The sequence below is a fragment of the Maritimibacter sp. UBA3975 genome, from assembly GCF_002384975.1.
In the GTDB taxonomy this organism is placed as follows: domain Bacteria; phylum Pseudomonadota; class Alphaproteobacteria; order Rhodobacterales; family Rhodobacteraceae; genus Maritimibacter.
In genome coordinates this window covers 642887-664453 of record NZ_DGCP01000009.1, presented here as the reverse complement: position 1 = coordinate 664453, position 21567 = coordinate 642887, and the positions used below count along the sequence as shown (strand labels likewise).

21 protein-coding genes are annotated in these 21567 nt (G+C 64.9%); 3 read left to right on the top strand and 18 right to left on the bottom strand.

Annotated features, from left to right (window positions below; translation table 11 throughout):
• Nucleotides 1-30 precede the first annotated feature (30 nt).
• The 5 genes from B2585_RS08455 to B2585_RS08435 form a co-directional block, all read right to left on the bottom strand.
• Nucleotides 31-822 carry a crotonase/enoyl-CoA hydratase family protein gene (locus B2585_RS08455; protein WP_292021936.1) on the bottom strand — a complete coding sequence of 264 codons (792 nt, stop codon included), beginning with the start codon at nt 820-822 and terminating at the stop codon, nt 31-33.
• Nucleotides 819-1271, bottom strand: coding sequence for a PaaI family thioesterase (locus B2585_RS08450; protein WP_292021934.1), 453 nt, complete (start codon nt 1269-1271; stop codon nt 819-821). The genes B2585_RS08455 and B2585_RS08450 overlap by 4 nt, the downstream gene beginning before the upstream one ends.
• Before the next feature lie 66 nt (nt 1272-1337).
• Nucleotides 1338-1988 carry a ligase-associated DNA damage response endonuclease PdeM gene (pdeM, locus tag B2585_RS08445; protein ID WP_292021932.1) on the bottom strand — a complete coding sequence of 217 codons (651 nt, stop codon included), beginning with the start codon at nt 1986-1988 and terminating at the stop codon, nt 1338-1340.
• Nucleotides 1989-2046: 58 nt separating this feature from the next.
• Nucleotides 2047-4440, bottom strand: a complete 2394-nt coding sequence (locus tag B2585_RS08440; protein WP_292021931.1) for a ligase-associated DNA damage response DEXH box helicase — start codon at nt 4438-4440, stop codon at nt 2047-2049.
• A 176-nt stretch (nt 4441-4616) separates the two neighbouring features.
• On the bottom strand, nt 4617-5942 hold the full coding sequence (locus B2585_RS08435) for an ATPase (RefSeq protein ID WP_292021929.1): 1326 nt from the start codon (nt 5940-5942) through the stop codon (nt 4617-4619).
• A 138-nt stretch (nt 5943-6080) separates the two neighbouring features.
• Between B2585_RS08435 and B2585_RS08430 the strand changes: the two genes are divergently transcribed.
• Nucleotides 6081-7703, top strand: coding sequence for a hypothetical protein (locus B2585_RS08430; protein WP_292021927.1), 1623 nt, complete (start codon nt 6081-6083; stop codon nt 7701-7703).
• Nucleotides 7704-7709: 6 nt separating this feature from the next.
• Here the strand turns inward: B2585_RS08430 and B2585_RS08425 are convergent, their stop codons facing one another.
• The 13 genes from B2585_RS08425 to B2585_RS08365 form a co-directional block, all read right to left on the bottom strand.
• On the bottom strand, nt 7710-8225 hold the full coding sequence (locus B2585_RS08425) for a prepilin peptidase (protein ID WP_292021925.1): 516 nt from the start codon (nt 8223-8225) through the stop codon (nt 7710-7712).
• The gene (locus tag B2585_RS08420; RefSeq protein ID WP_292021923.1) at nt 8222-9085 is read right to left on the bottom strand and encodes a tetratricopeptide repeat protein; all 864 of its coding nucleotides are present in this window, start codon (nt 9083-9085) and stop codon (nt 8222-8224) included. The genes B2585_RS08425 and B2585_RS08420 overlap by 4 nt, the downstream gene beginning before the upstream one ends.
• Nucleotides 9086-9151: 66 nt before the next feature.
• Complete coding sequence (locus B2585_RS08415) at nt 9152-9730, bottom strand: tetratricopeptide repeat protein (protein WP_292021921.1); 579 nt, start codon at nt 9728-9730, stop codon at nt 9152-9154.
• A gap of 48 nt (nt 9731-9778) precedes the next feature.
• Nucleotides 9779-10750 carry a type II secretion system F family protein gene (locus tag B2585_RS08410; RefSeq protein ID WP_292021919.1) on the bottom strand — a complete coding sequence of 324 codons (972 nt, stop codon included), beginning with the start codon at nt 10748-10750 and terminating at the stop codon, nt 9779-9781.
• Nucleotides 10751-10760: 10 nt separating this feature from the next.
• Complete coding sequence (locus tag B2585_RS08405) at nt 10761-11729, bottom strand: type II secretion system F family protein (RefSeq protein WP_292021917.1); 969 nt, start codon at nt 11727-11729, stop codon at nt 10761-10763.
• A gap of 5 nt (nt 11730-11734) precedes the next feature.
• On the bottom strand, nt 11735-13222 hold the full coding sequence (locus B2585_RS08400) for a CpaF family protein (RefSeq protein WP_292021915.1): 1488 nt from the start codon (nt 13220-13222) through the stop codon (nt 11735-11737).
• A 10-nt stretch (nt 13223-13232) separates the two neighbouring features.
• Nucleotides 13233-14513: an AAA family ATPase gene (locus B2585_RS08395; protein WP_292021912.1), complete on the bottom strand. Its 1281-nt coding sequence runs from the start codon at nt 14511-14513 to the stop codon at nt 13233-13235.
• A gap of 284 nt (nt 14514-14797) precedes the next feature.
• Nucleotides 14798-15466 carry an OmpA family protein gene (locus B2585_RS08390; RefSeq protein WP_414674045.1) on the bottom strand — a complete coding sequence of 223 codons (669 nt, stop codon included), beginning with the start codon at nt 15464-15466 and terminating at the stop codon, nt 14798-14800.
• Nucleotides 15467-15474: 8 nt separating this feature from the next.
• Complete coding sequence (locus B2585_RS08385; RefSeq protein WP_292021908.1) at nt 15475-16896, bottom strand: type II and III secretion system protein family protein; 1422 nt, start codon at nt 16894-16896, stop codon at nt 15475-15477.
• Nucleotides 16897-17159: 263 nt separating this feature from the next.
• A complete protein-coding gene (cpaB, locus tag B2585_RS08380) occupies nt 17160-18014 on the bottom strand; it encodes a Flp pilus assembly protein CpaB (RefSeq protein ID WP_292021906.1) in 855 nt (284 codons plus the stop codon).
• 207 nt (nt 18015-18221) lie between these two features.
• Nucleotides 18222-18413 (bottom strand): Flp family type IVb pilin, encoded by a 192-nt coding sequence (locus tag B2585_RS08375; RefSeq protein ID WP_008335329.1) that lies wholly within the window; start codon nt 18411-18413, stop codon nt 18222-18224.
• Between the two features lie 33 nt (nt 18414-18446).
• Entirely contained in the window at nt 18447-18638 is a 192-nt protein-coding gene (locus B2585_RS08370; RefSeq protein ID WP_008335329.1) for a Flp family type IVb pilin, read from the bottom strand.
• Between the two features lie 37 nt (nt 18639-18675).
• Nucleotides 18676-18867 carry a hypothetical protein gene (locus B2585_RS08365; RefSeq protein WP_292021898.1) on the bottom strand — a complete coding sequence of 64 codons (192 nt, stop codon included), beginning with the start codon at nt 18865-18867 and terminating at the stop codon, nt 18676-18678.
• A 344-nt stretch (nt 18868-19211) separates the two neighbouring features.
• Between B2585_RS08365 and B2585_RS08360 the strand changes: the two genes are divergently transcribed.
• Both B2585_RS08360 and B2585_RS08355 read left to right on the top strand, forming a co-directional pair.
• On the top strand, nt 19212-20042 hold the full coding sequence (locus B2585_RS08360; RefSeq protein ID WP_292021896.1) for a lytic transglycosylase domain-containing protein: 831 nt from the start codon (nt 19212-19214) through the stop codon (nt 20040-20042).
• A gap of 5 nt (nt 20043-20047) precedes the next feature.
• Complete coding sequence (locus tag B2585_RS08355; protein WP_292021894.1) at nt 20048-21490, top strand: UbiA family prenyltransferase; 1443 nt, start codon at nt 20048-20050, stop codon at nt 21488-21490.
• Nucleotides 21491-21567 lie beyond the last annotated feature (77 nt).

Here is a 21567-nt window from a genome sequence, read left to right as displayed (position 1 = left end):
AAGGTTTCGGGAAACAGAGAAGGGGCGATGTCAATCCTCGAAATCCGGGGCGCGTTTCTGCAGGCCTGCCATGACCGCCTCCATCTGGTTCGAGGTGCCGATGAGGTCCTGCTGGACTCGGCTTTCGGCGAGCAGCGTGTCGCTGGCCGAGGTCTGTTCCGTTTCCGATATCAGGCGCTTGGCTGCGCGGATCGCGTCCGGGGATTTTCCCGCGATGGTCTTGGCGAGTTCCAGTGCGCGGGCGAGGGGGTCTTCGGCGATTTCCGTGACCACGCCCCAGTCGAGCGCTTGTTCGGCGCCGAAGGTTTCGGCCGTGTAGGTCAGGCGGCGCAGCACGTCGCCGCGCATGAGGCGGCGGGCGAGGTGCATGCCGCCCATGTCGGGCACGATGCCCCATTTGAGTTCCATGATCGAGAAATGCGCATCGGGGGCCGCGATGCGGATGTCCGGGCCCAGCGCGATCTGGAACCCGCCGCCCAGCGTGTGACCGTTGATCGCGGCGATCACCGGGACGGGGCATTCGGCCCAGACCATCGCGGTCGCCTGAAACTTGTTGGCGATGCCGTGGCTGCGCGCCATCAGCCCGTCGCCCTGCGCATCCTTGGCGATATTGGCCATCGAGGCCATGTCGAGCCCGGCGCAGAACGCCTTGGGCCCGCCGGTCAGCACGACGGCGCGCACGCCTTTGGTCTGCGACACCTCCTGACCGGCGGCGATGATCGCGTCGATCTGTTCGGGGTCCAGCGCGTTCATCTTGTCGTGCCGGTTCATGGTGACGAGGGCGACGTGGTCCTCGATCTCGATGGTCACGCGGTCGGTCATGTGGGTGTCTCCGTGAGCGGGACGGGCACCATCGTGCCCATGAGTTTCGCGATGAGGGTGCGGGTGGTGCCGGTTTCGGCCCAGACGTCGGCCTCGACGATCGTCAGGCGGCGGCCGGGGCGGATCACGCGGCCGGTCGCGACGAGCCGGTCGCCGCGGCCGGGGGCGAGGAGGTGGATCTTCATTTCCGAGGTGACAACCTCGTTGTTCGGCGGCAGGAGCGTAGAGGCGGCATAGCCCGCCGCCGTGTCCCCGATGGAAAAGGCGAGGCCCGCGTGGGTCTGGCCCTGCTGCTGGAGCGTGCCGGGGGGGATGGTCGAGGTGACATCGACCACGCCGGGCGCGACCGAGGTGAGGGTGGCGCCCAGTGTCTCCATCATGGGCTGCCGGGCGAAACTGGCCCGCACCCGTGCCTCGAACGCCGGGTCTTTCGGTGTGAATGTGGTCATCTTGCCTCCCGTCGCGGTCATCCTGTCGGCGGGCGGGGTGCGGGGCAAGCGTGACGCGACGGCGGATCAGCGGGGCATGGGGATCGCGATAGTGCGCGGGCCGGTGAGAACGGCGACGGCATCGGCTTGCATGAGCCCCGCGAGCGCCGGATCGTGGGTGCGCAGGCCGCCGGTATAGGTGCCGTAAGCGGGCAGGATCAGCCGCGCCGCGTCGCGCAGCAGGCAGGGCCGCGCGCGCCCGCCGACTCGGGCCTTGGGGTGGTAGTGGCCCGACACCTCGCCCTCGGCGCCCGGTGTCGCGATGTGGCGGAAGGTGAGGGGGCCGTGGGTCACCGCCGCGCGGTGGTCGCCGCCCAGTTCGACGGGGCCGGGGTCATGGTTGCCCTCAATCCAGATCCAACGCCGACCGGCCATCAGCCGGGTGAGCCATATGGCGATCGTGTCGTCCAGACCGTGCGCGGCCGCGTCATCGTCGAAACTGTCGCCGAGGCAGATGACGGTCGTGGCCCCGGTCGCCTCGATGTCCGCCTCCAGCCGGGTGAGCGTATCCTGCGCCTCGTAGGGGGGCAGGAGGGCACCGGCGCGGCGGGCGTAGCGCTCGGAGCGTCCGAGGTGGAGGTCGGAGATGCACAGGAGCCCCTCATCCGGCCAGAAAAGCGCGCCGGATGCGCGGAAGACGAGCGGGGCGCCGCGGAAGGTAAAGGCGTGGTCGTTCATGTTCCGTTCTCTGCCCGTCCGCGCCGCGATTTGCAAGGGGCGGGTGGTGGCGCGGGCGTCACTCCAGCCCGGCCTCCTGCATTAGGCGTGAGGCTTCCGCCTCCATCAGCGCCTCGCGCCCGGCGCCTTCGACGGGCACCTTGCCGACTTCGAGAAAGAGCGGCGCGGCGAAGGGCGTCACCCGGTCCAGAACGACGTGATCGACGCGACCCTGCGTGCGCTCCAGCATCTCTTCGATCCGGCCGAAATCGATGAGGCCGCGCATCGCCTCCTCCCGCGTGATGTCGAGGAGGAGGTGGTCGGGGTCGTAGCGTTTGAGCGTGTCATAGAGGATGTCGGAGGAGAATGTCGCCTGCCGCCCGGAGGCGCGTTTGCCGGGGAAGTTGTGAGGGGTGAGGCCCGCGATGTTCGCGACCGCCTTGAAGCTGCGTTTCATCAGGGCGTTCTGGGACAGCCACCCCTCGAGCCCTGCGACCAGCCCGTCGCGGGAGAACAGGAATTCAGGGTCTTCGACCGGGTGCAGGCCCCAGATGAGCGTGGCGTAATCGGTGGCGACGAAGCCCAGCGGGCCGAGGCCTGCGTCCTCCATCCGTCGGGTGAGGAGGAGACCCAGCGTCTGCATCGCGCCGCGTCCGGCGAAGCCGTAGATCACCGTCTGCGCGCGGCCATCGTGGGGGAAGCTTTCGACGAGGATTCGGTCGGCCTCCGGCAGGTGGCTCACCGCGCGTTGCAGCGCGATCCAGTCCTGCGTGTGGCCGGGCAGCGCCGAGAGGTCGCGGCGGTGGATCAGGTCGAGGATGCGGGCCGAAAGCTGCGTGGAGGTGGCGAATTTGGAGCCGGCGAAGACCGCGATCTTGGGCTTGCGTCCCCGGTCGTTCGAGACGTCGACATGCATCTCCTTGAGGCTTTCGAAGCGCACGATCCGGCCGCCCATAAGGAAGGTGTCGCCGGGGATGAGTGAGGCGGCGAAGCCCTCTTCGACCTCACCCAGGAACTTGCGGTTCTGGCGCATCCGGACCTTGAGCGTGTCGGTGTCCTGAATGGTGCCGATGTTCATACGGATGAGCTGCGTGGCGCGGGGGTCGCGCAACTGCCACAGCCCGTCGGGGCGTTGTTTGAGCCGTTGCCAGCGGTCGTAGGCGCGCAGGGCGTAGCCGCCGGTCGCCACGAAATCGAGCGCCTCGTCGAACTGTGTGCGGATGAGGGTCGCGTAGCCGCCGGCGCGGGTGACTTCGGTGTACAGGTCATCGGCATCGAAAGGGCCGGAGCAGGCGACGATCAGGATGTGCTGGCACAGCACGTCGCGGGGGCCGGGGCCGCGCGGGTCGCCGTCAAGATCGCGGGCGATCACCGCCTCGAGCGCGGCGCGGCATTCGATCACTTCCCAGCGGTTGGCGGGGACGAGCAGCGCCTTGGACGGGGCGTTATAGCGGTGGTTGGCGCGGCCGATCCGCTGGACGAGACGCTTGACGTTTTTGGGCGCGCCGACCTGCACCACAAGGTCCACGTCACCCCAGTCGAGGCCGAGGTCGAGCGTGCCGGTGCAGACGATGGCGCGCAGGTCGCCCGCGACCATCGCCGCCTCGACCTTCTGCCGCTGTTCGCGCGCGAGGGAGCCGTGGTGGATACCGATGGGTAGTCCTTCGTCGTTCGCGAGCCAGAGGTTGTGAAAGAAAATCTCGGCCTGCGCGCGGGTGTTGTGGAAGATCAGCGTCGTCTTGTGCTTGCGCACTTCGTCGAGCACGTCGGGGATCGCATAGGCCGCCCCGCCGCCCGACCACGGGGGCGGGGCGGTGGTGGCAAGCATGGAAATGTCGGGGTCAGGGCCGGGGTCGGCGGTCAACACCGGGCAGCCGCCCGCCATGAAGAAGCGGGAGAGGGCCGGAGGGTCCTCGACCGTGGCGGAGAGGCCGACGCGGCGGAGGCCGGGTCGCAGCGTCTCGAGCCGCGCGAGGCAGAGCATGAGCTGATCGCCGCGTTTGGATTCCGCCAGCGCGTGAAGCTCGTCCACCACGACACGTTCAAGCCCGGCGAACATCCGTGGCGCATCCTCGTAGCTCAGAAGCAGGGCGAGGCTCTCGGGCGTGGTCAGCAGGATTTCCGGCGGGTCGGCTCGCTGGGCCTTCTTGCGGGTCTGGGTGGTGTCTCCGGAGCGGTCCTCGACACGGATCGGCAGGCCCATTTCCTCGATCGGGCCGGTGAGGTTGCGGCGCATGTCGGCGGCGAGGGCCTTGAGTGGTGAAATGTATAAAGTGTGCAAGCCTTTGCGCGGTCTGTCGGTCAGTTCGACCAGAGTAGGCAGGAATCCTGCAAGTGTCTTGCCCCCGCCGGTGGGCGCGACAAGCAGTGTCGCCGGGTCCGCCGCGCGGCCGAGCATCTCCATCTGGTGCTCATGCGGCCGCCAGCCTTTCGCGGAGAACCAGTCGTCGATGATGTGGGGCAGGGCGCTCATGGGGTGAGATTAGGCCCGCAGCGCGCGGAACAAAACAGGAAACCGGCGACGGACGGGCCCGCGTCGCGCCAATCAGCTTGGACAGTATCGGAAGTTCCTGAGGGGCAGGGTGTTGCGTGCGACCGTGGCCCCGCGTGGACGGAGCGGCGCGCCCGGTCGGGCGCGCCGTTTTCGCATCAGTGGACGATGACCTCGTCCTTCACGAACATGTTGGCCCAGGCCCGGTCCACAAGGTCGGGGGTCATCCGGTAGGGGATGCCTTCGAAGTCGCAGATCGCGATCATCTGGTCGATTAGGAAGATCGGCTGATAGTTCGCATAGATGTTGTCGATCGTCGGGTATTTCTTCTTGAGCAGGTGGATGAGCGACGCCTCGTCCAGCGCGATCCCCTTTTTCTTGGCTACCAGGGCGAAGATCTTGAGGAAGTTCTCCTGGCTCGGCCCGTCGATCTTGATCTTGAAGAAGATCCGGCGCAGCGCCGCCTTGTCGAAGATCTCGTTCGGGTGGAAGTTCGTCGAGAAGATCACGAGCGTGTCGAACGGCACCTCGAATTTCTCGCCCGATTGCAGGGCGAGGATGTCCTTGGATTCCTCGAGCGGCACGATCCAGCGGTTGATGAGCGACTGCGGCGGTTCGGCCTGGCGCCCTAGGTCGTCGACGATGAAGACACCGCCGGAGGACTTGAGCTGAAGCGGCGCGGTATAGGTGCGCGCGGTCGGGTTGTAGACGAGGTCGAGCATGTCGAGCGTCAGTTCACCGCCGGTGATGACCGTGGGGCGCTGGCATTTGACATAGCGCCGGTCGTACTTGTTCGACGTGCGGCGCAGGGAGTTGGGGTCGTCCAGCTGTTCCTCGGCCGCCGTGTGGACGATGGGGTCATAGACGGTGATGACCTGCCCGGAATAGAGGATCGCGCGCGGGACGTAGATCCGGTCGCCGAGCGCATCGCGGATGCCGTTGGAGATCGACGATTTCCCGTTGCCCGGCGGGCCATACATCAGGATCGACCGGCCCGAGCCGACCGCGGGGCCGAGGTGGTCGAGCAGTTCGCCCGGCAGGATCAGGTGGCCCATCGCCGCCGTCAATTGCGCGCGCGTAATCTGGATGTTCTTGATCGACTGGCGTTTGACCTGTTCGGCATACTTGTCCATCGGCACCGGCATCGCGCCGTAATATTCCGATTGCGACAGCGCATCGAGCGCGCGGGCCTTGCCGGCGTCGGACAGGCGATAGCCCATCTCGTTGCCCGAGGTCGCGTGGAGGGTGCCGGTCGCCTCGACCAGCCCCGCGTCGCGGGCGCTGTCGACGAGTTCCTGCGTCACCCGCGTGGGCAGGCACAGGATACGCTCCAGCTTCGTCACATGTTCGACGCTCATGCGGAACATGGTCTTGAGTAGGATGTCGCGCATGAGGACCGAAGAGAGCCCGGTGTCCTCCATGTTGCGGCACGGCGGGGGCGGTTCAACGCCTGCGCTCGCCATGTCGGGTGTCTGCATGTTCATCGTGTTGCTCGCTGCCTGATTTTTGTGCCTGATTCGACCTGCATTGTTCCCTCCGGCACGAAAAACACCGTATAGTCCCGGGCAAGGTGCCGGAGGTTCCTTCAACAAAACCTAAGAAATCGACAAAAAGAGGGCAGAATGGGCAAGATAAATGGCCGGATGCTTGCGGGCATCCTGGTTGTGATCTGGGCGGCGCTCGGCGGTGCAGCGGTGCTCAAGGGCGGCTTTTTCCTTGGCAAGCACGAGGGCGACACGCTCCACCTGCTTCAGATGGTCCTCAGGATGGCTGAGGGCGACTGGCCGCATCTTGATTTCGTCACGCCCATCGGCGTGCTGGCAATGGCCCCGATCGCCTGGCTCGTGTCACTGGGGATGGGTGTGGGACACGCGATCCTTTTGTCGCAAGTCCTTGTCGGCCTGATCGCGTTGCCGGGAGCGTGGTACGTTGCGCGCACGAGGTTCACGGGGGCGGCGCAGCCGGTGTTCGGGGCGCTCATCCTGATCCTCATCCTCGCCCTCGTGCATGGCGAGACGGTGCAGGCCGTGTCGATCTCGATGCATTACAACCGCTGGGCCTGGGCTGCGGCGTTCCTTGCGGTCGCGACCGCCGTGTTGCCCGCACGGGGCGGGACGCGGACGTGGGACGGCGTGGTGATCGGGGCGGCGATGGCGGTGTTGCTGCTCACCAAAGCGACGTACCTCATCGCCTTTCTGCCGCCGGTGCTGGTCGCGTTGATCGGGCGCAAGGCGTGGCGAAGTGTCTGGGTGGGGCTGGCGACGGGGCTTGCCATCATGGCGGCCGTCACGGTTGCGGCGGGGACGCCGGTCTTCTGGCTCGCCTACCTGCGTGATCTGGCCACGGTCGCGGCCTCGGACGTGCGTCCGCAGCCGGGGCTGCCGTTCAACAACGTGGTCGGTGCACCTGCGTATATGGCCGGGAGCCTCGCGCTGCTCCTCTCGGTGATCTGGCTGCGGCAGGCGGGGCGCACGCTCGAGGGGCTGGTGATGCTGATCCTCGTGCCGTCGTTCTTCTATGTCACCTACCAGAATTTCGGCAACGATCCCCAGTGGTTGCCGCTTCTGGGCCTGATGCTGATCGCGCTCGTCCCCGAGGACGAGGTGCGCAACGGCTGGGGCTGGGAGATGGGGCAGGCGATGCGGGTGACGGCGGTCGCCGTCTTTGCCTTCGGCGCGCCGTCGGTCGTGAACCTCGCCTATTCGCCGTTCCGTCACCTGACGGAAGACCCGGAGGAATACACCGCGCTCATCCCCGGTTCGGGGCAGCATGAGGATATCGTGACGCCGACGATCCGCGCGCATCGGGTGGATGCCAAGGTGGCGCTGGACGGGCCGGGAACGGTCTACGCGCCCTATTGGGACGAAGAATTCCGCGAGGGCGAAGTGACCGACTGGCGGGGTGAGACGCTGCCGATCTGCACGGTCGAGGTCGGCACGGTGGCGTGGTTCCAGGTGATCGCGGACGGGCTGGTGGAGACGGGTGTGACCGAGGGCAAGACCGCGTTCATCGCGGACATCCTCAACGGTTTCTGGCTCTACGGTGCGTTCGAGCCGTTGCCGGACAACGCGCCGTGGTACTACGGCGGGCTGACGGGGCTCGCGAATGCGGACTATGTTGTGGTGCCGCTGTGTCCGCTCTCGCTGACGGTGCGCCACCAGATCCTGGGCGAGTTGGAGGAGGCGGGCACGGCGCTGGACGAAGTCGCGCGCACGGAGCAGTTCATCCTCTACGCGGTGGAATAGGCAGCGTCAGACGCCGGTGAGCGCCACGAAGACGAGATAGGCGACAAGGCCCGCGCCGAGGCAGAGGCCCATCGGAAAGTCGTCCCGCTCCCAGCTTTCCCAGCCGGGGGTGGCGCTGCGCACGAAGGACAGGCGCTTGGCCAGCCGGTGCAGCACGAAGCCCCCGATGATGGCGGCGGCGAAGATGTAGGCGAAGACGGGCAGGTCACCCAGGGCCACGAAGGGGGCCATGACGGCCGCGAACTTGGCGTCGCCCGCGCCCAGAAGGCCGGCGGCGTTCATCACGAAGCCGATCAGGAGCACAACGCCGAGATGGGCGTAGCGCCACAGGTAATCCGTGAGCGGCATGACCGACGTGGCGACGAGCGCGATGCCCACCACGGCATAGACGGCGAACAGCGCCATCACCGACTTGTTCGGGATTTTCATCCGGCTCATGTCGCTGACCGCCACCCAGACCGAGATCACGGCGGCGAAGGGCAGGAAGGCGAGGCCGAAGAGCGCGTCCTGTACGCTGGTCATCCGTTCGTCACGTTCGATTCCAGCGCGCGCATCGCACGGACCGCCTCTTCGAAGTGTTGCGGGTGCGTGTCGATCGCTTCCTGGAGGAGCGTCTTGCCGATGGTCACGTCGCCCTGCTTGATCGCGGCGAGGGCGAGAGTGTGCAGAAGCTGTGCGCGTTCGATCTGGCTCATATCCACGACGGGCATGTCGTAGCGGCCCTGTGCGCCGCGCGCCATGACGAGGTTGTTCTTGGCGGTGAACATGGACGGGTCGTAGGTCAGCGCCTCGCCGAACAGTTGCTCGGCCCCGTCGTAGTCGCCGCGCGAGAGTTTGGAATAACCCCAGTTGTTGAGCGTCCCGGCCGGTTGGGTGGTCAGGCCCACGGCGGTCTCATAGAAACTGTCGGCGCGCTTCCAGTCTTCCTCGCTGTCGGCGACCATTGCTTCGAGCTTGTAGCGCTCGAAGGATTCATGCGTCGGCGGCACCTTGTCGAGTTCGGTCTTGGCCTTGGCCCAGTCACCCGAGCGGATATAGGCATCGGCCAGCGACACGCGGTCTTCGGCGGTGCCTTCGGGGCTGTTGGCGACGGTGTTCCAGACCGCGGCGGCCTCGGAGGCCTTGCGCGCGCGCACCAGCGACTGGGCGAGCCCGCGCTTGAGGTCGACACGGTCGGGGGATTGCGCGACGGAGCGGCGGAAATAGGTCACCGCCTCGTCCGGGTCGCCCACGGTCAGCATGATATCGTTGAGATTGCTTTCGTCGATGACGTTCACACCGGCGACGGCGCGTTCGACTTCCTCGTCGCTCATCTGGCCTTCACAGCCGGCAAGCATGACGAGCCCCGCTAGGGCTGCGGACACGACAACGGGATGGCGCATGGCCTGTATCCTTTTCCTGCTCTCCTCGGCGGTTCCGCTTTTGTCTGTCGCGCCGTTTTCCGGCGTCTATTGCGTTGCGAGCAGTAGGTAGTCACCCCGCCCGCGCCGCATCAGCGCGAATTCCGCAGTCTCTTCCGGTTCATCATACGAGAGGTTTTCGCGTTTTGCGAGCGCGAGGTTGAGGTTTTCGCGGATGGAGTCCGATTTGCCACTGTCCGCCCCGAAGGCGATCTTGAAGACACGCACCGCTTCGCCGACCTGCCCGGTTTCCATGAGCACGACGCCCAGATTGTTCCAGGCGGGGGCGAAGGAAGGGTCTTCCTTGACGGCCTGCCGGAGCAGACGTTCGGCCTGTCCCAGCCGCCCGAGGCGCAGGTTGGCCGAGCCCATCGCCGAGAGGGTATCGACGGAGATCCCGTTTTCGGCTGCGGCGCGCAGGTAGGCCCGCATGGCAAGCTCGTATTCGCCCGCTTCCATGAGCCGGTGGCCCACGATCAGCCCGTCGACGCTGTCCTCGCCCGCGACGCGCGCGTCGGGGGCGTAGCCGTTGTTTCCGCGATTGCCGAGGCCTGCGGCGTTCTCGCAAGCGGCGAGCATCGTGCCCGCCGCCAGCAATGCGATGATGGATGTGCTTGCCCGCGCCATTCGGCGTGCCCCTTGGTCCTGCCCGGGCGCGCCGTTTGGTCGCGCGCCTCAGAAGCTGATGTTCTTCAGCGTCTTGTACACTTCGTAGACCGCCGGGCCGATCAGGATGATGAGCAGCGGCGGAACCGTGAGCAGCATTGTGGCAAGGGTCATCTTCGTCGGCAAGGTGTTTGCCTTCTCCTCGGCCCGCATCACGCGCTTGTCGCGCATTTCACCGGCATAGACGCGCAGTGCCTCGGCGATGGAGGTACCGAAAGAGGTCGACTGGATGAGCACGGTTACAAAGGATTGCACATCGGGCACGCCACAGCGTTCGCCCATGTCGCGCAGCACCTGGATGCGGTCCTTGCCGGCCTTGATTTCCCAGCTCACGATCTCGAATTCGTCGGCGAGGCTGGGGAAGCCCGGGCGGATTTCCTTGGCGACGCGGACGATCGACTGATCGAGCGACTGACCGGCCTCGACGCAGACGAGCATCATGTCGAGCGCGTCGGGGAAGCCGTTGGTGATCTCTTCCTTGCGGCTCTCCACCCGGCGCGTGACCCAATAGCGGGGCGCGACGTAGCCGACGGCGGCCGGGACCAGCACGGTCATGACCATCTTCTGGGTCGAGGTTTCGCCGTCGTTGGTGAGGAAGGAATAGATCAGGCCGGCGAACAGAAGGCCCAGGCCGAGGGCGAACTGCGCGAAGTGATAGGTGCGCACAGCGTTCTTGCCGGGATAGCCCGCCTGAAGCAGCTTGAGCTGGATTTGCGAGTATTCCTCGCTGTCCGTCGGCTCCAGGAAGGATTTGTATTTCTCGAGCTTGTCGCCCATCCCGGTTTCGACCCGGCGCAGGGCCATATGTTCTTCTTCCAGCTCGGCCTGGCTCTTCTTGAGCCGGTCGAGCGGGTCCTCGTCGCGTTTGAACAAGAGCGGCAGCGCGCCGATGATGAGCAGGACGCCGAGACCGCCGAGCGCCATCAGGGGCCCGAAGGGACCGAACTGGTCGGTCAACAGGGTCGTGAGCGTGTCGATCATAGCGCGGTCCTTACACCTTGATGTTGGTAAGCGCCTTCATCACGAAGTAGTTCGCGATGAGGAAGCCGACACAGACGAGGGCGGCGGGAATGAAGAACCCGGTTTCCTTCACGTCGTCGTAATAGTTGGGCTGGATGACGTTGATCATCACCACGGCGCCGATCGGAAAGCCCGACAGGAAGGTGCCCGACCATTTGGCTTCGGCGGTGATCGCCTTGACCCGGCGGAACAGCTTGAAGCGAGAGCGGATCACCTTGGCGAGGCCGTCGAGGATTTCGGCGAGGTTGCCGCCCGAGGTCTGCTGGATCGTCACGGCCACCGCGAGGAAGCGGAGATCCTGCATGTCCATGCGTTCGGCCATTGCTTTGAGGCTGTCGCCGATGTCGCGGCCATAGGCGCTCTCATCCGCGATGACGCCGATTTCGGAGCCCAGCGGATCGGGCACTTCCTTGGCCACGATCTGAATGGCGGAGGTGAAGGGGTGGCCGACGCGAAGGCTGCGCACCATGAGTTCCACGGCGTCGGGAAGCTGTTCCTCGAACAGCGCCATGCGTTTCTTCGCCTTGCCGTTGATCCAGACATAGACACCGCCCACGCCCATGACGATGGAGAGCAGGACGCGCACCCCGGTCCCGGCCGTCGTGCCCATCGTGAGGCCCAGGTAGGCCACGACGCAGACACCGGCCATCAGCATCATGAGCTGTTTCGGCGAGAAGGCGATGTTGGCCTTTTGTGCCTTTTCGGCCAGCAGCGAATAGAGCGGCAGCCCCTTCGCGTTCATGTGCTGGTGCATTTCCTTGCGGAGCTGTTCCAGAACCTGTTCGCGGCCCGCGCCCTTTTCCAGCATGTCGAGGCGGCGGTTGACGCGGCTGTTGAGGCTGATGGATTTGCCGAAGACCGTCAGGTAGATGCCTTCGACCAGCAGGAGCACGGCGATGAAGATCACGCCGTAGATGATGATATCGGACGAGAACGGCATCGCGTTTACTCCGCTGCCAGAGGTTCGAAGATCGACGCCGGGAGGTTGTAGCCCCACTGGCGGAAACGTTCGGAATAATGGGACCGCACGCCCGTGGCGTTGAACCGGCCGATGATCTTGCCTTCGGGGGTGAGCCCGAGGCGCTCGTAACGGAAGATCTCCTGCATCGAGATGACGTCGCCTTCCATGCCCGTGATCTCGGTGATCGAGGTCATGCGGCGCGAGCCGTCCTGAAGGCGGCTGGCTTGCACGAAAAGGTTCACGGCCGAGGAAATCTGCGAGCGGATCGCCTTGATCGGCATCTCGATCCCGGCCATTGCGACCATGTTTTCAAGACGCGAGACCGCGTCGCGGGCCGAGTTGGCGTGGATCGTGGTCATGGAGCCGTCGTGGCCGGTGTTCATGGCCTGAAGCATGTCGATGACTTCCTCGCCGCGCGTCTCACCCACGATGATGCGGTCGGGACGCATCCGCAGGGCGTTCTTGAGACAGTCGCGCTGGCTCACCGCGCCCTTGCCTTCGACGTTGGCCGGGCGGCTTTCCATCCGGCCCACATGGGTCTGCTGAAGCTGAAGTTCCGCCGTATCCTCGATGGTCAGGATGCGTTCGGAGTCGTCGATGAACGAGGACAGGGCGTTGAGCGTCGTCGTTTTACCGGAACCGGTACCGCCCGACACGATGATGTTCAGGCGGGTGGCCACCGCGGCTTGCAAGTAGGCGGCCATCTCTTCCGAGAAGGCGCCGAACTGCACGAGGTCGTCGATGGCCAGCTTGTCCTTCTTGAACTTACGAATGGACACGAGGCTGCCGTCCACCGCGATCGGCGGGACCATCGCGTTGAAACGCGAGCCGTCGGAGAGGCGGGCGTCCACGGACGGGTTGGATTCGTCCACGCGCCGGCCCACGGCCGAGACGATCTTGTCGATGATGCGCAGCAGGTGACGTTCGTCCTTGAAGGTCACGTCGGTCAGGCTGAGTTTGCCTGCGCGTTCGACAAAGACCTGCTGCGGGCCATTCACCAGAATATCGTTGATCGTGTCGTCCTTGAGGAGCGGCTCAAGCGGGCCAAGGCCCGTCACCTCGTCGAACAGCTCGGAGTTGAGCGTCTGCCGTTCCTCGCGGTTCAGCACCACGTTCATGTCCGACAGGACTTCGGAGGCGATCGCCTGAATCTCGGCGCGAAGCTCCTTCTCCGGTGCGGTTTCCAGCGCGGAGAGGTTGAGGTTGTCGAGCAGTTGCTTGTGCAGCTCGACCTTGATGTCCATCAGCTTGTCGCGCCGCTTGCGCTCCTTGTCGACGGGAGTCGGGGTGGCTGCGACCTTGTCCTCGACCACCGGTTTCGGCGCGGGCTTGGGGGCGGGTGATTTGGGAGCGGGCGCGGCGGCGGGCCTGGGGGCGGCGGGCGCGGTGGCGCCGCCGTCGATGGACTCGAGCTTGGGGGCGCCGCCCTGGGGCTTTGCCGGTCCGCCGGGCTTTTTATACTTGGAAAACACCTGTTGGCTCCTACTTCCGGGCCCGCTTCTTCTTGCCCTTCTTGCCGGACGCTTCTTCTTCGTCGGCGGAGAGGGCATGAAGTTGCTCTGCGAGCTTCTGTATTTCCTTGCGCAGCGGGTTCTTGAGCGCGGCCTCGGCCAGCGGGACGCCGTGGTCGCCCGCCTGGATGATGGGCTTACCGCCGTCGGGCATCAAAAGCTCGATCTGGATGTCGAGGCTTTCGGCCATGCGCTTTACCCGGCTCTTGCCGTTCAGGTCGGTGAACTTGGGCGCGCGGTTCAGGATGTAGCGCAGCTTTTCGACCGGGAGGTCCTCGGACTTGAGCGCGCGGATCATCCGCAGCGTGTTCTGGGCCGAGCGCATGTCGAGCTCGACGGTCGCGAAATAGACGTGCGCGGCCTGAAGGACGGTTTCGGTCCACTGGACCACTGCGGTGGGCATGTCGACGATGACATAGTCGAAATTGGCCCGCGCACGGCTGATCAGCGCCGCGACATCGGCGGGCGAAATCAGGTCCAGGGGCAGCATTTCCGAGGGCGCCGTGAAGACGTGCAGATGCTCGTTGAAGGTCAGGAGCGCCGCCATGAAGCTTTCGTCGTCGGCGCTCTCCATGTCCGCGAGCATCTCGTAAATCACTTCGCGCCGGGGGAGGTCCAGATAGGTCGATACGCTGCCGAATTGCAGGTCGAGGTCGATGAGGCAGACGCGCGGGGCGTCCTCCTTGGTAATCGTGGCCAGTTCCCAGGCAAGGTTCACGGCGACGGTCGTGGCACCGGTGCCGCCGGCCAGACCGTGGACGGCGATCAGCACACCTTGGCGGTCGACCCCCGACGGTTGCGGCACGTTCGGCGCAGCGGCCTGAGGGACGACTTCAGGCTCGGGCGCACGCAGACGCTCGATGGCGTCATGCAACGCACCGTCGGGGAGGGGGTAGGGGATGAACTCTTCCGCACCGACCTTGAGCAACTGGTGCAAGGCGATGGGGCTCACCTCTTCGGCGATGACGATCGCCTTGATGTTCTTCGCGGCGGCCTGACGGATCACCTCGGCGATCTGCGCGAGGTTCGCTTCGTCCTGGTCGTCCATCGCGATGGCGATGAATTCGAGCGAGTCGGAATCCGGTTGCTGAAAGAACGCGATGGCGTCGGCGATCGACAGATCCCCCCACGACTCTCCCAATTCGGACTCCATGTCCTCGATCAGAAGGTCGAAGGCCTGCACGTCACGCGAGATCGTGCAGGCGACAATCGGCGCCAACTCCTGATCCAGCACTGCGGTGCTTCCACTCATACCTCGTTCCTTTCGCCTGCGATTCTCGGGTGGCCTGCATTATGCCTCGCTCGACCCGGGCAGGGCCGCACGACTCGGGCGCACGGACTGCTCGCAAGTCCGAAATTTCACAGCCAAGTTGGGCGACATTTTGTCCGAATACGCGAAATTATGCGGTGTTTTGGGACGATGACGGGAGCGTGTACTCGCTGTTTCCCAGTCAAAAACGGCGAAACAACCCGTTTCGGATCGTTTCGCCGCCTTAATTCTTTGCTTTGAAAGCGTTTTTTTTGGTTGGCTCGGGGTCAGCCGCCGCCGGTCGAGGCCGCGAGCAGGTCCTGAAGGCCGCCGTCCTGTCCGGGCGGAAGCGAGGTGGCCGAGTCAACGTACTCGCGGAAGATGACTTCGGCGTATTTTCCGTTGAGAATCAATGGATCGTCCTGCACGAAGCCCGACACCTCGGTCACGGTGCGCCGGTTGCGGCGTTCGCGATCCTCGGTGGGTACAAGCGGCTGCGTCTCGCCATAGGTCACGACCGCCTCGACCCGGCTGCGGCTGATGCCGACGCTGGCGAAGTAGTTGACCACCGCCTGGGCCCGGCGCAGGCCGAGCTGGCGGTTGTAGGTGGAGGAGCCGACCTTGTCGGTGTGGCCGTAGACGCGGAAAGTCACTTCCGGGAATTGCTTGATGAAGCCCGCCTGTTTTGCGAGCACCTGACGCGCGTTTCCGTCGATCACCGCCGAATTGAAGGCGAAGTTGACCGTGTCCGGCACTTCCCTGTTGAAGCGTTCGGCCAGGTCGATGACGTAGCTGCGCTGCCCGGTCTGCACGAGGTAGTTGTTCTCGGTCGAACTGCCGAATTCGGCCCGGTCCGGGATCGCGCCGGCTTCGCCGAAATACTCCCGGTCCGTCGCGCAGCCAGCGGCAAGTGCGAGGGCGGATGTGGCCGCGAGAATCCGGGCGGTACGTTTCATGGCCATGCTCAATCCTCCATCACGTAGCCATAGGAACCGGTGAAGTCCTGCCGGGCCACTTCGCCCGCAGCGCCCGTGGTGGGCCGGTTCGGCGCGGCGGTGTTGCCACGCAGGAAGAGGTCGGCCTCCGATGGCGGCCGGACCCGGTCGGTCGGGAGCGCCAGCGCCTCGCCCCGGGTGGGGGAGACGAGGTGGGGGGAGACGATGATGACCAGTTCGGACTGCGACCGTTCGTAATCGGCCGAGCGGAAGAGGGCGCCGAGGATCGGCACGTCGCCGAGCCACGGAACCTGACCGTTCAGGTCGCGGAAGTCGTCCTGCAAGAGCCCCGCGATGGCAAAGGACTGTCCGTCGCGCATCTCGACCACGGTCGAGGTTTCGCGCCGTTTGAAGGCGTTCACGCTGATCGAGCCGTCACCGTAGGAGACGGAATTGTCGAGGCCGGACACCGACGCGGTCATTTCGAGGTTGATGATGTCCTGATCGACCACCCGCGGCGTGAACGTGAGCTCGACACCGAAGGGCTTGTAGTCGATGACGATGGCGCCGTTTTCCTGCACGGAGGGGATCGGGTATTCGCCGCCGGCGAGGAAGCTCGCCTGCTGACCGGAGAGGGCGGTCAGGTTCGGCTCTGCCAGCGTGCGGACCATCCCTTTGTTCTCAAGGGCTTCCAGCATGATGTTGAACTGCACCGCCGGGGTGCCGATGCCGAAGCCGAAGCTGCCGAAGCGGTCGTTGGCCGAGACGGGTGTGGTCGAGGCGTCATTGTCGAAAGCCGCGGCGAAGTTGTCGCCGTCCGACAGGACACCCGTGCCGATGGAGCCGAAGGGCGTGCTGATGCCGAGCGAGGAGGCCAGCGACTTGGTCACGGAGCGTTGCATCTCCGCGAAACGCACCGTGAGCATCACCTGCTGCGTGCCGCCCACCGAGAGCAGGTTCGACACCTTCTCGGGCGCGTAGCGTTCGGCGAGGTCAAGCGCGCGGTCGAGTGCCGCGGCGGAGGTCACGGTGCCTGACAGCACGATGCCGTCATTGGCGGTGCGCACCTCGATCGGTTCGCCCGGCAGGATCTGGCGCAGCCGTTCCTTGAACTCCGACAAGTCAGGCGTGACCTGCACCTCGACGTTCGAGATCAGCGTGCCGTCCGGGGCGAGCAGCGTGAGCGTCGTGCGCCCCTGCGACTTGCCAAGCACATAGATCGTGCGGTCCGACAGGGTGGAAATATCGGCGATGCCCGGATTGGCGATCGAGATTTCGGCGAAGGGCTGGTCGCTCTCCACCACCACCGCGCGGTTCATCGGCACGTTCAGCGTTTCGGCAACGCCTCCGTCCATGACCCGTAGCGTCTGGGCCTGGGCGGCAGTCGGAACGGTTGCCACCGTCAGCGCCAGCCCCGCAAGGGCGGCCTTCAAGAATCGATTGAATCCCATGTGATCCTGCCTCTCCGATCACGTCACGTTCTGCTCGGTTCCGGTGTGCCCGAGGGCGTCCGGTCTTCGTCTTTCAGGCCCGGTTTCCGGGTCCGCCTGTGTGGGTATGTCGCCCGGTTGGTCCGGATCAATTCACCCATGATGGCGCCACCATGCGCCAGAATTCATATTTTTGCAAGAATCAAGGACTTGGCCCCCTCAATTCTTGTGGACAACCCGCAACATTGCGGATTGCCCCCATGTCACACACCCAGTCCGGCCGATCAGTTCGTCGGGCAGGGGACGGGCACTTCGACCGTCTCGGCGCCCTTGCGGGTGCGGATGGTGCAGACCTTTTCCTCGACCGGAGCCTCGATCTCGGCGGTCTCGATGCCAAGGAGCGTGTCCTGGTCGATCTCGACCGCTTCGGCCACGCTTTCGTCCTGCGCGCCGACGAGGGAGAGCGACATGCGCCCCGTCGCCTGGGCCTGCGCGAGCGCGGCGACCTGTTCCGGCGTCGCTTCGACCGTGACGGTGCGCGCCACGGTGGGGGCGGTGCGGTCCTGATCGGCCGTCTGGTCGATCGCGATGATACGGATGTTCGTCTGGATCAGCTTGGTGACGTCCTGCGAGGTCACGCTGTCGGACGAGCCGCGGCCGGTCCAGTAAATGTCCACCTTGTCGCCCGGACGCAGGAAGCCCGACACGCCGGAAGCCACGTCAACGCGAATGGCGAAGGCGCGCATCCCGGCACCGAGACGGGCCGACACGCCCGCATCCGCGCCTGCCGCCGTCACCTTGACCTCAAGCAGCGCTTCGTCCTTTTCCATCGCGCGCAGGACGGTGCGATAGCGCTTCTCGCCCTGCGGAAACAGTTCCTCGGCCGTCTTGAACGCGCCCTCGGGGATCGCGTCGACGGGGAAACGCACGAGGCGGATGTTTTCATCCGTGATGCGCGTGCCGTAGCCCAGGCTTTCGTTCACGACAAAGATCTCGGCCGTTTCGACCATCTGGGCGCGGGCGGCGCGTTCCTGTTCGAGCGCGGCCTGATAGTCCCCGATGTAGTCTTTCGCCATGTAGACGGCGAAGCCCGCAAGGCCCAGCCCGACCACCAGTACGAGTCCAAAGACAGCTCGCATATCGTATCCTTTCCCTTGCTCGCCGGGTTCGGCCCGGCAGACAGGTTGCCCTTACCCTGCTGCCAGCAGAATGCGGCAAAAATCTGGACAAACCGTGAATTGGCGACGATTTTGTTCAAATCAGAGACAAACAGATCGTCCCCGAGAACTGGGAAAGGGCCGCGTCCATCGGACACGGCCCCATTCCGGAGGTCTTTCGGATGACGCTTAGTGCGTCATGATGGTCATCGCGGAGAGCGAGGACGAGACCTTGTCGGCCAGGGAGGTCGTGCCGCCGGAGACCGAGGTCAGAACGGCGATGCCGAGGCCCACGATGGCGGCGGTGAGGACAACCCAGTCCACGGTGACGGCGCCGTCTTCGTCTTTCTTGAAGCGGTTGAAGAAGTTGATGAGTTTCATTGTCTGTTACTCCAGTCGAATTCGTTGCGACGCTTAGTGCGTCATGATGGTCATCGCGGACAGCGACGACGAGACTTTGTCGGCGAGCGACGTGGTGCCGCCGGAGACCGAGGTGAGAACGGCGATGCCGAGGCCAACGATGGCGGCGGTGAGGACAACCCAGTCCACGGTGACGGCGCCGTCTTCGTCTTTCTTGAAGCGGTTGAAGAAGTTGATGAGTTTCATTGCGGTATCTCCTGATTGAGGTAAGTCGTTGTGACGCTTAGTGCGTCATGATGGTCATGGCCGAGAGGCTCGAGGACACTTTGTCAGCGAGCGAGGTCGTGCCGCCGGAAACCGACGTCAGAACCGCGATGCCGAGGCCCACGATGGCGGCCGTGAGAACGACCCAGTCAACAGTGACCGCACCGTCTTCTTCAGCGCGGAATTTATTAGCAAGCTTGAACAGTTTCATCTTTGTCCCTCCGAAAAGTTATCAGCTCAGTTTCACTCACACCTTGCAGAAACCTTCGAACCGCCTGTGAACCGATCCTGTGCCCTGCTTGGCATGTTGCGAATATCCTGTCGCATTTGGGCTAGAATTGGGCGGACATGGTGCATTTTTTGGCGGTGGGTGCGAAAGTGTTAAAAACTTCCTAACACTATGAAAGATAAAGGAAAAAAATCTCAAAAAAATTTGGAATGAATGGTTTTCTGGCGGCCTTTGTACCGTTCGGGCCAAGAAAAACTGGCCCTTGAACCCTGAATTTGCGAGTATCCGATCAAAAGAAAACAAGAGGCAGTGCAGGTTCACGCAAAATGCGGACCAGGGCGATCACTTTGATCGGTGCGGCGGGGCTCGTCTCCCTGCCATGTGGCCTATGGGCACAGCAGTCCGACGACTTCACCTTCAAGCGTGTTCCGGCCCCGACAGCCGGCACGTCCCGTCGCATTACGGTACAGATCGACCCGGCCGAACAGGCCCGCGCGCGCGCCCGGCTCGAGGCCGAGGCGGCGGAACGCGCGGCTGAGGAAGAGGATGAAGTGGCCGAAGCCCCGTCGCAGGGCGCCTTCGACTGGTTCTGGGGCGAGGTATCGCCGACGCTGGCCGATAGCGGCCCGGCCAATGTGGCCCGCGCGCTCGACCTGCTGGAGACGACACGGGAAATCGAGGGGCCACGTCTTCAGGGACTTCAGGACATCGCCAAGGCCTATGGCTCGGACATCCTGCTCGCGACGATTGGCACGGATGTGTCCCCCGCGCTCGTCCTCGCGCTCATTTCTGTTGAAAGCTCCGGCCGTCCGGCGGCGGAGAGCGAAAAGGGCGCGCAGGGGCTGATGCAGCTGATCCCGGCGACCGCAGAACGCTTCGGTGTCGCGGACTCGACCGACCCGGCGCAGAACATCAAGGGCGGTGTCGCCTATCTTGGCTGGCTCATGGAGCGGTTCGAGCGTGACGCGATCCTCGCGCTCGCGGGGTACAATGCGGGCGAGAATTCCATCACCGAACACCAGGGCGTCCCGCCATATGCCGAAACCCGCGCTTATGTGCCGAAGGTACTTGCCGCGTGGAAGGTGGCGCGGGGGCTGTGCCTCACGCCGCCGGAATTGATGACTGACGGCTGTGTTTTTGCCGTGAACGGGATCTGACGATAATGACCGACACCAAACCGCTCGTCCTCGACGTGGATGGAACCTTTCTGCGCACCGATCTTCTGTATGAGACGTTCTGGGCCGGGCTGGGGCAGGCGCCGCTTGCCACGATCCGCGCCTGTTTCGCTCATCTGACTGACCCCGCACGGCTCAAGGCCGAACTGGTCGCGCTGACCGAGGTGCGCACGGACCTGATGCCGGTGAACCCGGCGGTGATGGCCGAGGTCGAGCGGGCGAAAGGGGCGGGGCGCGAAGTCGTGCTGGCCTCGGCGTCCAACCACGCGCTGGTGGAGCGGCTCGCGGCGGACCATGACCTGTCGCCGCGCGTTTTCGCCTCGACCGCGACGGAGAACCTCAAAGGAAAGCGTAAGGCGGCGGCTCTGGTGGAGGCGTTCGGCGAGGGTGGGTTCGATTATGCGGGCAACGATACCGTGGACCGCGAGGTCTGGGCCCATGCAGACGGCGCGCTGGTCGTGGGCGAGGCGGCCTCGGCGCGGGCGATGGAGGCGGCGGGCAAGCCCGTCACCCGGCTCGCAGGCGGCTGGTCGCCGCGCGGCGTGCTCAAGGCGCTGCGCCCGCATCAGTGGGTCAAGAACGTCCTCCTTTTCGTGCCGGTCCTGGCGGCGCATGACTTCCGGCTGGAAACGCTGGCGCTGGTCCTGCTCGGGATGCTGGCGTTCTCCTTCGGGGCAAGCGCGATCTATGTCGTCAACGACCTGCTCGACCTCGAGGCCGACCGGCTTCACGTCAAGAAAAAGCACCGCCCCTTCGCATCGGGCGCCGTGCCGATCTCGGTCGGGATGGCTACTGGGGCAGGGGTCGGATTGGCGGCCTTACTGATCGCCGCCCTTCTTTCGCCCGGCTTCCTTGCGGTGATCGTATGCTACATGTGCCTGTCGCTCGCTTATTCGTTGAAGCTCAAGCGGCTGCGCTGGATCGACATCGGCGTGCTCGCGGGGCTTTACACCCTGCGCGTGGTTGCGGGGGCATATGCGTCGGGGGTCGATGTGTCGGGCTACCTCCTCGCCTTTATCTTCCCGGCTTTCCTCACGCTTGGCTGCGTGAAGCGGCTGACCGAGGTGACGTTGGCGGAGGGGGACGAGCGTTTGCCGGGGCGCGGCTATGGCAAACCCGACCGCCCGGACCTGCTCAACGTGGCCGTGCTCGGCGTCGCCGGCGCGCTCATCAGCTTCTTTCTCTACAGCTTCACCGATCAGGCCATTGCGCTTTATCCGACCCAATGGCTCGTCTGGGCCACGCTCGTGCCGATCACCTGGTGGCTCGTCCGTATGCTGCGGCTCGGCTACTACGGCAAGCAGGACCACGACCCCATCGTCTTCGCGATGAAGGACAAGCGGGGCCTCGGCATCCTGATGATCGCCATCGCCATGCTCTTTCAGGCGGCCGGCCTGTGGGAACAGTGGGTGACCGCCGCCGTCGGCTGACGGCTGGGCTCAACCGTCTGCTCTTCTTCGGTCCAGAAATACCTCGGAGGGGGTGTGGGGGAGGCAGCGCCTCCCCC